Here is an 11,401-nt window from a genome sequence, read left to right as displayed (position 1 = left end):
CTCAAACGTCGGCGAGGCTGGATGTTCCAGCCCCTGCGGCATTTGAGGAGCGGGGGGCCGGGGGCAGCGCCCCCGTCAGGACAGGGCGGTGCGCCACTCCGCGACGGCCGCCGCCGAGACGGGGCGGCTCCATCCGGAGGGACGGGCCGCGCCGCCGATGTGGAAGGCGTCGATCCCGCCCGCGCGCAGCACCGGCACGTGCGCGAGCGTCAGCCCGCCGCCCACCAGGATCCGCGGCCCGTACCCCGGCTCACCACCCCGCGCCGCCTCCGCCAGCAGCACCGGCAGCCCGGCCTCCACCCCCGCCGCCGAGCCCGCCGTGAGGTACGTGTCCAGCCCGGGCAGGTCCGCCAGGGCCTTGCGCAGCTGGTCCCGGTCCGCCGCGCGGTCGATCGCCCGGTGGAAGGTCCAGCGGCAGCCGTCCAGCTCCGCGACGACCGCCTCGACGGCGGCCAGGTCGGGGGCGCCGTCGGCGTCCAGGAAGCCGAGGACGAACTCCCGCGCGCCCTCCGCCCGCAGTTCCCGTGCCGCCCGAACCAGGACGGACACGTCGCCGGCCGCGAAACCGTCCGCCTTGCGGAGCATCACGCGCAGCGGGATGTCGACCGCCGCCCTGATCGCCGCGAAGGTCTCGCGCGGCGGGGTGAGCCCGTCGGCGGCCATGTCGGTGACCAGCTCGAGTCGGTCCGCCCCACCGGCCTGGGCCGCGACCGCGTCCTCCACGTCGAGGGCGATCACCTCCAGGAGCGCACGGTTGCTCATTCGATCCCATCCTTCTTCGGAACGCTCGGGAAAACTCCGGAAAATAGGTCTAGTCCAATATTCAGAATACGGGCCTCCGCCCGCCCTTCACCAGCACAATCACGCCACCCCACAATGTGCCCATGGACACAGGCACCCAGAGCAGCGACACCCACCCGGACACCGCCGACCTGCGGGCCCGCTGGCAGGCGGCCGTCACCGCGGCCGGAGCCCCCGCCGACCGCGATCCCGCGCCCTACGCCGACCGGCTCCTCACCGCCTGGGCGGAGCCGCAGCGCCGCTACCACACCACCGCCCACCTGGCCGACGTACTCGCACGGATCGACGTACTGGCCCCGCACGCCGCCGATCCGGCCGCCGTCCGGCTCGCCGCCTGGTTCCACGACGCCGTCTACCGCCCCGACCGGTCCGAGAACGAGGAGCGCAGCGCCGCCCTGGCCGAGCGCGCCCTCCCCGAGCTCGGCATCGACCCCGCGCGCACCGCCGAGGTGGCCCGCCTGGTCCGGCTCACCGTCACCCACGACCCCGCCCCCGGCGACACCGACGGCGAGGCCCTCTGCGACGCCGACCTGGCCGTCCTCGCCGGGGCACCCGACGCCTACGCCGCCTACGCGGCCGCCGTCCGCGCCGAGTACGGCTTCGTCCCGGACGACGCCTTCCGCACCGGCCGAGCCGCCGTACTGCGCCAGCTGCTCGACCTGCCGAGGCTCTTCCGCACCCCCTACGGAGCCGCGCACTGGGAGGCCCCGGCCCGGGCCAACCTCGCCGCGGAGCTCGCCGCCCTCACGGCACCGGAAACACCTCGGGGAATTTGATCGCGTTCGCGCTGGTTGGTGACAGTCATGCCCGCTTCAGCCGAACGCCCCCGCATGCCCGTCTCCGTCTACGTCCTCGGACTGTCCGTGTTCGCGCTCGGCACCAGTGAATTCATGCTCTCCGGGCTGCTGCCGCCCATCGCCGAGGACATGGGCGTCACCATCCCGCAGGCGGGCCTGCTCATATCCGCGTTCGCGATCGGCATGGTCGTGGGCGCACCGCTCCTGGCCGTGGCCACCCTGCGGCTCCCCCGCCGCACCACCCTCATCGCTCTCATCAGCCTCTTCGGCCTCGGGCAGGTCGCGGGCGCGCTGGCCCCCTCGTACGAGCTCCTCTTCGCCTCCCGCGTGGTCTCCGCGTTCGCCTGCGCCGGCTTCTGGGCCGTGGGCGCGGCCGTCGCCATCGCCATGGTCGACAAGGACCAGCGGGCCCGCGCGATGGCCGTCATGATCGGCGGTCTGTCGATCGCGAACGTCCTCGGCGTCCCCGCCGGCGCCTTCCTCGGCGAGCACCTGGGCTGGCGCTCCGCCTTCTGGTCGGTCGCCGCCGCCTCCGCGATCGCCCTCGTCGGCATCCTGGCACTGATCCCGAAGATCCCGCTGCCCGCCGAGAAGCCCTCGCTGGGGCGCGAGCTGCGCATCTACCGCGACCGCCAGGTGTGGCTCTCCATCGGTATCACCGCGCTGGCCGCGGGCGGTGTCTTCTGCGCCTTCAGCTACCTGTCACCGCTGCTCACGGACGTGGCCGGGCTGGACTCGCGGTGGGTCCCGTGGATCCTCGGCCTCTTCGGCATCGGCGCGCTCGCCGGCACCACCGTCGGCGGCCGGGTCGCCGACGCGCACCTGTTCGGCGTGATGATCTGGGGCATCACCGCCTCCACCGTCTTCCTCACCGCGCTGGCCCTGCTGGCCTCCACCGCCGCCGCGGCGATCGCCCTCGCGTTCCTCCTCGGCTTCTCGGCCTTCTTCACCGCCCCGGCGCTCAACGCCCGCATGTTCAACGTGGCCGGCGCCGCCCCGACCCTGGCCGGCGCCACCACCACGGCCGCCTTCAACCTCGGCAACACCGGTGGCCCCTGGCTCGGCGGCACCGTCATCGACGTCGGCCTGGGCTTCGCCGCCACCGCCTGGGCGGGCGCCGCCATGACCGTCACCGCGATCGCCCTGACCGTCCTCGCCCTGCGCCTGGACCGCCGTACGCGCCCGCACACCACCCGTGTGGTCGCCGGAGGCGGCACCGCCGCCGCGACGGCCACCGCCGCGACGACCCCCGTCGAGGAGCCCGCCCGCGCGTGACCGCGGCCCCGGTCGCCGCCCCCGGCCCCGGTTCCTACGATGGGAAGGTCCGCTCGGGGATCCGGAGACCGCTCGCCGTCACCGGCGGGGACGTCTGCCAGAGGTGATCCTCCATGGGCCGGTACCGGACGCCCACCGTCCTGGCAGCCGCCTCGCTGCTGCTGACCGCACTGTGCGCGGGCCAGGCCCCCGCCGCCGCCCCGCAGGGCCGCGTCGACATCGACCCCGTGACCGCCGGGCGGCTCGACGACGCGATCACCGCGGCCATGCACAAGGCCGCCATCCCCGGTGTGGGCGTCGGCCTGTGGATCGACGGCGAGGCCCCCTACGTACGCGCCTTCGGCACCGCCGACAAGGCCACCGGCGTCCCCATCAAGACCGACATGCACACCCGCATCGGCAGCGTCACCAAGACCTTCACCGTCACCGCCGTCCTCCAGCTCGTCGACGACGGGAAGGTACGGCTCGACGCGCCGATCTCGACGTACCTCGACGGCGTGCCCGGCGGCGACGAGATCACCGTCCGGCAGCTCGCCGACATGCGCAGCGGCCTCTTCAACTACACCGAGGACCCGCGCCTGCTGGACGCCTACAAGGCCGACCCGCACCGCGCCTGGACCCCGCAGGAGCTGCTGGACACCGCTTTCCGGCACCCTGCCAACTTCCCGCCGGGCACGCGCTGGGAGTACTCCAACACCAACACCGTGCTGCTCGGCCTGCTCGTCGAGAAGGTCGGCGGCCAGCCCCTGCACACCTACCTCCAGCAGCACGTCCTCGAACCGGCCGGCCTGGACGCGACCTCGCTGCCGACCGGCGCGGAGATCGCCTCCCCGTACGTGCACGGCTACACGAACTTCACCCCGGACGGCGCGACCGTCGACGCCTCCACCTGGAATCCGTCCTGGGCCTGGGCGGCCGGCGCGACGATCTCCACCATCGACGACCTGCACGCCTGGGTCCCGGCCCTGGTCACCGGGAAGCTGCCCGACGGCGACCGCCTGCTGGAGCCGGGCACCCAGGCCCAGCGGCTGCGCATGCTGCCCACCGGGTACCCCGACATCGGCTACGGGCTCGGCATCGCCGAGCTCGACGGCTGGATCGGCCACAACGGCGAGCTGCCCGGCTACGAGACCATCGCCGTCCGGCTCCCGCAGGCCCGCGCCACCCTGGTGATCGTGGTGAACTCCGACGTCGACGGGAAGTTCGGCAACCTGAGCTCCCTCATCGCCAACACGGTCACCAAGATCGCGACCCCGGACCACGTCTGGGAGCTCCCTCCCGCGGCCCACCCCAACACCGTCCCGGAGCCGTCCGCACCTCCGGCCCCGACCCCGAGCTCCTAGGCCTAGGCCGCCGGCCGGCCCTTCGGGCGGCGCAGGCCCGCCGCGGTGAGGCGGCGGACGAGTTCCTTGCTGCCGATCTCCACCGCACCGGCGCCGACCGCGGCCGCGTAGCGGTACGACGGCACGTCGTAGTGGTCCCGCTCGAAGGCCCGCGGCGGACATCCGATGCCCGCGGCGAAGGCGTGCAGCTCCTCGTACGAGACGTCGCTGACCAGGTGCGACCACATGCGGCCATGACCCGGCCAGGTCGGCGGGTCGATGTAGACGGTCACCGGCGGCTCACCGGAGGCCGAAGACCGGGCCCAGGCCGCCGATCGCGGCCACCTTCACGCCCGCCTCCGAGCACACCCAGTGCGGGTCCGGTCCCAGCTCCGGCTCCACGTCCAGCGCGTGCGGTTCGCCGTGGTTGCAGACCGGGCACAGCGGCCATCGTCCGTACTTCTCCAGCAGCGCGTCCTTCACATCCTGTGCGACGAGTCCGGCAAGGTAGTCGACACCCTCCGGCCACTGCTCCACCCACCACCGGCGGTGCGTGACCGAGTCCTCGACGAGGGAGACGACATCGGCGTCGGCGACCTCGCCCGCGGCGAGATCGGCGAGAACAAGTGCGCGCGCGACGTGCAGCGCCTGCTCCAGGGGGGTCGCGTGGTCCATGCGCCCATTGTGGACCCGCGAGGGCCCGGCGCTGAAGGCCCACTTTCGCGAGGGCCCAATGGCGGATTGACCGGGCATCGCCCTGAAAATAAGTTTCAGGAATGAGCCAGAACATGAAGGAAACTGCCAGCCGCGCGTCCCTGCCCGCCGCCGCAGGCCCCGCCGAGAGGCCCGACCCGGCCCCGGCTCCCCCGCCCCACGCCCTCCGGGCCCGGATCCGCAGCCTCGGCCCCTCCCTCACCCGCTCCGTGCAGGCCGTCGCCGACGCCGTCGCCGCCGACCCCGCCGCATGCTCCCGGCTCACCGTCTCCGCCCTCGCCGAGCACACCGGCACCAGCGAGGCCACCGTCGTCCGCACCGCGCGCCTCCTCGGCTACCCCGGCTACCGCGACCTGCGCCTCGCGCTCGCCGCCCTCGCCGCCCAGCAGGAATCCGGCGCCGCCCCCACCGTCACCGTCGACATAGCCGTCGACGACCCGCTCGCGGACGTCGTCGCCAAGCTGGCCCACGAGGAGGCGCAGACCCTCACCGACACCGCCGCCGCGCTCGACCTCACCCAGCTCGCCGCCGCCGTCACCGCGCTCGCCACCGCCCGCCGCATCGACATCTACGGCGTCGGGGCCTCCGCCCTCGTCGGCCAGGACCTCGCCCAGAAGCTGCTGCGCATCGGCCTCCTCGCGCACGCCCACAGCGACCCCCACCTGGCCGTCACCAACGCCGTCCAGCTCCGCCCCGGCGACGTCGCCGTCGCGATCACCCACTCCGGCACCACCGGCGACGTCATCGAACCGCTGCGCACCGCCTTCGAGCGCGGCGCCACCACCCTCGCCCTCACCGGCGGCCCGAACAGCCCCGTCACCCGCCACGCCGACCTCGTACTGGCCACCTCCGCCGCCCGCGAGACGCGGCTGCGCCCCGCTGCCATGTCCAGCCGCACCAGCCAGCTCCTCGTCGTCGACTGCCTCTTCGTCGGCGTCGCGCAGCAGACCTACGAAACCGCCGCCCCCGCCCTGGCCGCCTCGTACGAGGCCCTGGCCCACCGCCACACCGGCAGATCCAGCCCCTCCCCGTCCAGCCCCTCCGGCGTTTGAGGAGCGGGGTCCGGGGCGGAGCCCCGATCTCGAAGCCCAGCCCGCGCACCACCCGCACCCGCACCCGCACCCGCCAGGGACCCACATGACCGCGTACGAAGAACTCCGCGCCCAGCTGGACAGCCTCACCACCGAGGCCTTCCGCCCGGAACTCGCCGAGATCGACCGGCTCTCCACCCTCGACATCGCCCGCACCATGAACGCCGAGGACGCCACCGTCCCGGCCGCCGTCGCCGGGCAGCTGCCACGGATCGCCGCCGCCGTGGACGCCATCGCCGAGCGGATGGCCCGCGGCGGCCGGCTGGTCTACGCGGGCGCCGGCACCGCGGGCCGGATGGGCGTCCTGGACGCCAGCGAGTGCCCGCCGACCTTCAACACCGACCCGGCCGACGTGGTCGGCCTGATCGCCGGTGGCCCGTCCGCCATGGTCAAGGCCGTCGAAGGCGCCGAGGACTCGAAGGAACTGGCCGCCGAGGACCTCACCGCCCTGGACCTCGGGCCGCACGACGCGGTCGTCGGCATCTCCGCCTCCGGCCGCACCCCGTACGCGATCGGCGCGGTCGAGTTCGCCCGTAGCCGCGGCGCGCTCACCGTCGGGCTCTCCTGCAACGCGGGATCCGCCCTCGCCGCGGCGGCCGACCACGGCATCGAGGTCGTCGTCGGACCCGAACTCCTCACCGGCTCCACCCGCCTGAAGGCCGGCACCGCGCAGAAGCTCGTCCTCAACCTCATCTCGACCATCACGATGATCCGCCTCGGGAAGACGTACGGGAACCTCATGGTCGACATGCGCTCCTCGAACGAGAAGCTGCGCGCCCGCGCCCGCCGCATCGTGGCGCTGGCCACCGGCGCGCCCGACGAGGAGATCGAGGCCGCCCTGACCGCCACCGGCGGCGAGGTCAAGAACGCCGTACTCGTCGTCCTCGGCGGAGTCGACGGCCCGAAGGCCGCCGAACTGCTCACCGCCTCCCAGGGCCACCTGCGCGCCGCCCTCGAACTCGCCCTCGCCCCCGCCCGCTGAGCGCGCCCCTCGACCCCCGACTCCCCGACCCCTGCCCCCGTCACCGAGCCAAGGCGATCCCCTATGTCCACTGACAAGCACCGCGCCACAGCCGCCGCGATCCTTCCGCTGGTCGGCGGCCCGGACAACATCTCCTCGATCGCGCACTGCATGACCCGACTGCGCCTCACGCTGCGCGACCGCTCGCTGGTCCAGGACGAGGCCCTGCGCGCCCTCCCGGCGGTCCTCGGCGTGGTCGAGGACGCCACGTACCAGATCGTGCTGGGCCCGGGGGCCGTCGCCCGCGTGACCCCGGAGTTCGAGGCACTCGTCGAAGAGGCCCGCGCGGCCACCCCGGCCACACCGGCCGCCCCGGCCGCCCCGGCCGCCTCCGGCGCGATCACCGCGGACGACCTCGCCGCCCAGGGCGCGGCGCTGAAACAGGCTCAGAAGGCCAGGAACGCCACGCCCTTCAAGCTGTTCCTGCGCCGGATCGCGAACATCTTCGTCCCGCTGATCCCGGCGCTGATCGGCTGCGGCATCATCGCCGGCCTGAACGGCCTGCTGACGAACCTCGGCTGGGTTCCCTCCGTCGTCCCCGCCCTCGCCGCGATCTCGGCCGGTTTCATGTCCCTGATCGCCGTCTTCGTCGGCCACAACACGGCCAAGGAGTTCGGCGGCACGCCCGTCCTCGGCGGCGCCGTCGCCGCGGTCATCGTCTTCCCGGGCGTCGCGAAGATCGACGCCTTCGGCCTGGAGCTCAAGCCCGGCCAGGGCGGCGTCCTCGGCGCGCTCGCCGCCGCCCTGCTCGCCGTCCACGTGGAGAAGTGGTGCCGCAGGTGGGTCCCCGAGGCCCTGGACGTCCTCGTCACCCCCACCCTCACCGTGCTGATCTCGGGCCTGGTCACCCTCTTCGGCCTGATGTTCCTCGCCGGCGAGGCCTCCACCGCCATCGGCACCTTCGCGAACTGGCTCCTCTCCAGTGGCGGCGCCTTCGCGGGCCTGGTCCTGGGCGGCCTCTTCCTCCCCCTCGTCATGCTCGGCCTGCACCAAGCCCTGATCCCCATCCACACCACCCTCATCGAGCAGGACGGCTACACCGTCCTGCTGCCCATCCTCGCCATGGCGGGCGCCGGCCAGGTCGGCGCGGCCATCGCCGTCTACTACCGCCTCCCGCACAACGGCTCACTGCGCGCCACCGTCAGGTCCGCGCTCCCGGCCGGCTTCCTGGGTATCGGCGAACCGCTGATCTACGGCGTCTCCCTGCCGCTCGGCCGCCCCTTCGTCACCGCCTGCATCGGCGGCGCGGCCGGCGGCGCCTTCGTCGGCCTCTTCCACCAACTGGGCGTCGCCTTCGGCTCCACCGCCATCGGCCCCTCGGGCTGGGCCCTGTTCCCGCTGCTCGACGGCCGCGCCGGAGCGGGCACCACCCTCGCGATCTATGCGGGCGGCCTGCTGGTCGGCTACCTGGTGGGCTTCGCCGCCACCTACTTCTTCGGCTTCAGCCGCGCCCAGTACGCAGCGCTCAACCGCAGCGAGGACGAACCCCGGGCGACCCCGGCGGACCGGCCCGGCACACCCGCCGCCCCGGGACCGGCCGCCGGTCCCGAGCCCGCGGATCCCTCCGTACTCACCCGCTGAACGGGACGGCCGGCCCCCGGCACCCCGGCACTACGATCGCGGCCATGAGCGACAGCGCGATCATCGTCGCGGAGCTGACCGTCCCCGCCCGGGAAGCCCCCGCGCGAGCGGCCGCCACCGCCGCCTGGCTCCTCGACCAGGGCGTCATCCGGCCCGAGGACCGCCCCGACCCGCTCTGGCGCCCGAGCCCGTACGTCCCCGGACCCGCCGCCCAGGCGGCCCTCGCCGACCGCCGCCACGCCCCCGACGACGCCGTCGGCGACGGCGTCGACCTCCTCGACCAGCGCCGGATCCACCACCCCGGCGGGAACTACACCCCGCCGGGCTGCCCGCACTGCGCCGTCCCGCTCGACGAGGACGCGCACACCGTGCTGATCCGGACCTGGTTCGACCGGGAGGAGCCCCTCGTGACCTGCGCACACTGCGGGGCCGCCGCGCTCCTGGGCGACTGGACCGGCCAGTGGGCCGTGCTCGTCTCCCACCTCGCCGTGCGCTTCACCAACTGGCCGCCGCTCGGCGACGCCTTCCTCCGCGAGCTCCACACCCGCCTCGGCCCCCGCTGCCGCCTGATCCACCACCGGCTCTGAGCCGCCCCGCCCCGCCGCCGACGGGCCCGGTCCGGCCCGCCATGCTGTGCGGATGCAGCTCCCCGCCGACGCCGTCGCCGCCACGGTCCGTATCGACGTCGTACGCATCACCGCCGGTCCCGAGCGGCACGGCGACCCGATGACCGGGCCCGTCGTGGGGCACTGGGAGGGTCCCGCCGTCGCGGAGATGCTCGCGGCCGTACGGAAGATCCCCTCCGCCGGCCTCACCCTGTGCGGGTTCGCCCCCGGCTGGGGCATCCGCGCCTACGCCGAGGCGGCCGCGACGCCCCTCTACGAAGCGGCGTTCTGCTACGGCTGCGACATCGTCTGGCTCTGGGGCCCCCGCGTCCCGGAGCCGCTGCACCGCCAGACCTTCGCCTCGGACTCGCCCTACGCGCTGTTCCTGCGCATGCGCATGCGCGCGGCAGCGGCCTGACCGTAAAGGGGACACGCTCATACGTCACGGCGCCGCACGACGAGCACGGCGACGGCGACCGCGATCACCGGCCAGAGCAGGTACACGGTCCAGGAGCCGGAGACCGTGGCGGCGTGACCGAGGGCTCCCGGGTCCGGCTCCCAGTCCTGGACCAGGCGCTTCCAGGCGGCCGACACCATCGCGTGGTTGACGTCCGCCGACCAGCGCTCGCCCTCCGAGAACATGGGGGGCAGCATCAGCAGGATGAAGACCGTGGTGACCATGGTCGCGGCGCTGTGCCGGATCAGGACGCCGAGGCCCAGTCCGATCAGTGCGCAGACCGGGGCCAGCAACGCGGATGCCACCAGCGCCCGGAGCACACCGGGGTGGGTGAGCGGAACCCCGGCGTGCCGCCCGCCGAGGACGGCCTGGGAGACCAGGAAGGAACCGGTGGAGACGACCGCGCCGACCGCCGTCCACAGCACGGCGGTGACGGCCGCCTTGGCCAGCACCACCGAGCCGCGGGCGGGGACGGCCACGGTGGTGGTGCGGATCAGGCCGCTGCCGTACTCGCTCACCACGGTGAGGGCGCCGACGCTGCCGGCGACGAGTATCAGCGTCCAGTAGCCGGCCGGCGGATAGGCGGCGTAGGGCAGGAAGACGGCAGGGCCGGAACGGTCGGTGCCGCCCGCGAGCGTGGTCACGGCGGAGGACCCGATGACGAACAGGACGGTGAGGGCGATCGTCCACGGCGTGGAGCGCAGGGACCGCATTTTGATCCACTCGGAGGCGACCAGGTCGCCGAAGCGGGCGGACGGCCCGGTGACGGGGGCGGCCGGGGGGACGGAGGCGAGCGTGGTCATCGGGCCTCTCCTGCCTGGTATTCGACGCTGTCGGCGGTGAGTTCCATGAAGGCCGCCTCCAGTGAGGCGCTGCGGGTGGTCAGCTCGTCCACCCGGATGCGGTGCTCGAAGGCGAGCGCTCCGATCCGGTCCGCCGGGAGCCCGGTCACGGCGAGCCTCGCGGCGCCCGCCGGGCCTTCCGGCTCGACCGCCGCGCCCGCAGCGGTCAGCACGGCTGCCAGTTCGGCGGTCTGTGGTGTCCCCACCACGACGCTGCTACGGGTGCTGCGCGCCGCGAAGTCCCGTACCGACTCGGCGGCGACGAGGCGGCCCCGGCCGATGACGACCAGCTGGTCGGCGGTGTTCTCCATTTCCGACATCAGGTGGCTGGAGAGGAAGACGGTGCGCCCCTCGGCGGCCAGCCGCCGGAACAGCCGGCGTACCCAGAGCACGCCCTCCGGGTCCATACCGTTGATCGGCTCGTCGAACATGAGCACGGGCGGGTCGCCGAGCAGGGCGGTGGCGATTCCCAGCCGCTGCTTCATGCCGAGGGAGAATCCGCCGATGCGGCGCTTCGCCGCCTCGGCCAGCCCCACCTCCTGAAGCACCTCGTCCACCCGGCGCCGCGCGATGCCGTTGCTGCGGGCCAGGGCGGACAGGTGGGCGGCGGCGCTGCGTCCGCCGTGGACCTGTCCGGCGTCGAGGAGGGCGCCGACGTGCCGGAGCCCGCGCCGGTGGTGGTGGAAGGGGACACCGCTGACGGTGGCGGAGCCGGTGGTGGGCGCGTCCAGGCCGAGGATCATCCGCAGGGTGGTGGACTTGCCGGCTCCGTTGGGGCCGAGGAATCCGGTGACCCGGCCCGGCCGCACGGTGAAGGTCAGATGGTCGACGGCCGTCCTGCCGCCGTAGCGCTTGGTGAGTTCGTTGACTTCGATCACGGCACCCACACTGTCGG

The 11,401-nt window shown here is 73.9% G+C and carries 13 protein-coding genes; 8 read left to right on the top strand and 5 right to left on the bottom strand.

Translation table 11 applies throughout. The annotated features are described in order from the left end of the window. Positions 1 to 75: 75 nt before the first annotated feature. Complete coding sequence (locus Sspor_RS24230) at positions 76 to 762, bottom strand: copper homeostasis protein CutC (RefSeq protein ID WP_202200998.1); 687 nt, start codon at positions 760 to 762, stop codon at positions 76 to 78. 122 nt (positions 763 to 884) lie between these two features. Between Sspor_RS24230 and Sspor_RS24225 the strand changes: the two genes are divergently transcribed. The 3 genes from Sspor_RS24225 to Sspor_RS24215 all read left to right on the top strand — a co-directional run bounded on the left by Sspor_RS24225 (position 885) and on the right by Sspor_RS24215 (position 4,216). Continuing rightward, positions 885 to 1,577: an HD domain-containing protein gene (locus tag Sspor_RS24225; protein ID WP_202200997.1), complete on the top strand. Its 693-nt coding sequence runs from the start codon at positions 885 to 887 to the stop codon at positions 1,575 to 1,577. A gap of 54 nt (positions 1,578 to 1,631) precedes the next feature. Next, the gene (locus Sspor_RS24220; RefSeq protein WP_202203827.1) at positions 1,632 to 2,873 is read left to right on the top strand and encodes a Cmx/CmrA family chloramphenicol efflux MFS transporter; all 1,242 of its coding nucleotides are present in this window, start codon (positions 1,632 to 1,634) and stop codon (positions 2,871 to 2,873) included. Positions 2,874 to 2,986: 113 nt separating this feature from the next. Beyond that, positions 2,987 to 4,216 carry a serine hydrolase domain-containing protein gene (locus Sspor_RS24215; RefSeq protein WP_202200996.1) on the top strand — a complete coding sequence of 410 codons (1,230 nt, stop codon included), beginning with the start codon at positions 2,987 to 2,989 and terminating at the stop codon, positions 4,214 to 4,216. Positions 4,217 to 4,218: 2 nt separating this feature from the next. On the opposite strand, the gene Sspor_RS24210 is transcribed toward Sspor_RS24215, so the two are convergent. Together Sspor_RS24210 and Sspor_RS24205 are read right to left on the bottom strand one after the other, a co-directional pair. Beyond that, complete coding sequence (locus Sspor_RS24210; protein ID WP_202200995.1) at positions 4,219 to 4,488, bottom strand: DUF4031 domain-containing protein; 270 nt, start codon at positions 4,486 to 4,488, stop codon at positions 4,219 to 4,221. A 7-nt stretch (positions 4,489 to 4,495) separates the two neighbouring features. Continuing rightward, the gene (locus tag Sspor_RS24205) at positions 4,496 to 4,870 is read right to left on the bottom strand and encodes a DUF8819 family protein (RefSeq protein WP_030727652.1); all 375 of its coding nucleotides are present in this window, start codon (positions 4,868 to 4,870) and stop codon (positions 4,496 to 4,498) included. A 101-nt stretch (positions 4,871 to 4,971) separates the two neighbouring features. On the opposite strand from Sspor_RS24205, the gene Sspor_RS24200 reads away from it, so the two are divergent. From Sspor_RS24200 to Sspor_RS24180, 5 genes are all read left to right on the top strand, one after another. Continuing rightward, a complete protein-coding gene (locus Sspor_RS24200; protein WP_202200994.1) occupies positions 4,972 to 5,961 on the top strand; it encodes a MurR/RpiR family transcriptional regulator in 990 nt (329 codons plus the stop codon). Positions 5,962 to 6,046: 85 nt separating this feature from the next. Then, on the top strand, positions 6,047 to 6,982 hold the full coding sequence (gene murQ / locus Sspor_RS24195; RefSeq protein WP_202200993.1) for an N-acetylmuramic acid 6-phosphate etherase: 936 nt from the start codon (positions 6,047 to 6,049) through the stop codon (positions 6,980 to 6,982). A 63-nt stretch (positions 6,983 to 7,045) separates the two neighbouring features. Further along, complete coding sequence (locus Sspor_RS24190) at positions 7,046 to 8,602, top strand: PTS transporter subunit EIIC (protein WP_202200992.1); 1,557 nt, start codon at positions 7,046 to 7,048, stop codon at positions 8,600 to 8,602. A gap of 44 nt (positions 8,603 to 8,646) precedes the next feature. After that, a complete protein-coding gene (locus tag Sspor_RS24185) occupies positions 8,647 to 9,189 on the top strand; it encodes a hypothetical protein (RefSeq protein ID WP_202200991.1) in 543 nt (180 codons plus the stop codon). 52 nt (positions 9,190 to 9,241) lie between these two features. Further along, on the top strand, positions 9,242 to 9,625 hold the full coding sequence (locus Sspor_RS24180) for a hypothetical protein (RefSeq protein ID WP_202200990.1): 384 nt from the start codon (positions 9,242 to 9,244) through the stop codon (positions 9,623 to 9,625). Positions 9,626 to 9,642: 17 nt separating this feature from the next. Here Sspor_RS24180 and Sspor_RS24175 read toward each other — a convergent pair whose 3' ends face one another. Beyond that, on the bottom strand, positions 9,643 to 10,467 hold the full coding sequence (locus tag Sspor_RS24175) for an ABC transporter permease (RefSeq protein ID WP_202200989.1): 825 nt from the start codon (positions 10,465 to 10,467) through the stop codon (positions 9,643 to 9,645). Further along, positions 10,464 to 11,384 (bottom strand): ATP-binding cassette domain-containing protein, encoded by a 921-nt coding sequence (locus Sspor_RS24170; RefSeq protein ID WP_202200988.1) that lies wholly within the window; start codon positions 11,382 to 11,384, stop codon positions 10,464 to 10,466. The genes Sspor_RS24175 and Sspor_RS24170 overlap by 4 nt, the downstream gene beginning before the upstream one ends. Between the last annotated feature and the right edge of the window lie 17 nt (positions 11,385 to 11,401).

It is taken from the genome of Streptomyces spororaveus (genome assembly GCF_016755875.1).
Classification (GTDB): domain Bacteria; phylum Actinomycetota; class Actinomycetes; order Streptomycetales; family Streptomycetaceae; genus Streptomyces; species Streptomyces spororaveus.
This window is presented reverse-complemented; position numbering and strand designations above follow the sequence as displayed.

What these genes read in the sequence shown, in the direction of transcription:
- Sspor_RS24175 (WP_202200989.1), bottom strand. Translation starts at nt 10,467, where the DNA reads ATGACCACGCTCGCCTCCGTCCCCCCGGCCGCCCCCGTCACCGGGCCG.
- Sspor_RS24190 (WP_202200992.1), top strand. Translation starts at nt 7,046, where the DNA reads ATGTCCACTGACAAGCACCGCGCCACAGCCGCCGCGATCCTTCCGCTG.
- murQ (WP_202200993.1), top strand. Translation starts at nt 6,047, where the DNA reads ATGACCGCGTACGAAGAACTCCGCGCCCAGCTGGACAGCCTCACCACC.
- Sspor_RS24185 (WP_202200991.1), top strand. Translation starts at nt 8,647, where the DNA reads ATGAGCGACAGCGCGATCATCGTCGCGGAGCTGACCGTCCCCGCCCGG.
- Sspor_RS24225 (WP_202200997.1), top strand. Translation starts at nt 885, where the DNA reads ATGGACACAGGCACCCAGAGCAGCGACACCCACCCGGACACCGCCGAC.
- Sspor_RS24180 (WP_202200990.1), top strand. Translation starts at nt 9,242, where the DNA reads ATGCAGCTCCCCGCCGACGCCGTCGCCGCCACGGTCCGTATCGACGTC.
- Sspor_RS24220 (WP_202203827.1), top strand. Translation starts at nt 1,632, where the DNA reads ATGCCCGTCTCCGTCTACGTCCTCGGACTGTCCGTGTTCGCGCTCGGC.
- Sspor_RS24230 (WP_202200998.1), bottom strand. Translation starts at nt 762, where the DNA reads ATGAGCAACCGTGCGCTCCTGGAGGTGATCGCCCTCGACGTGGAGGAC.
- Sspor_RS24205 (WP_030727652.1), bottom strand. Translation starts at nt 4,870, where the DNA reads ATGGACCACGCGACCCCCCTGGAGCAGGCGCTGCACGTCGCGCGCGCA.
- Sspor_RS24200 (WP_202200994.1), top strand. Translation starts at nt 4,972, where the DNA reads ATGAGCCAGAACATGAAGGAAACTGCCAGCCGCGCGTCCCTGCCCGCC.
- Sspor_RS24215 (WP_202200996.1), top strand. Translation starts at nt 2,987, where the DNA reads ATGGGCCGGTACCGGACGCCCACCGTCCTGGCAGCCGCCTCGCTGCTG.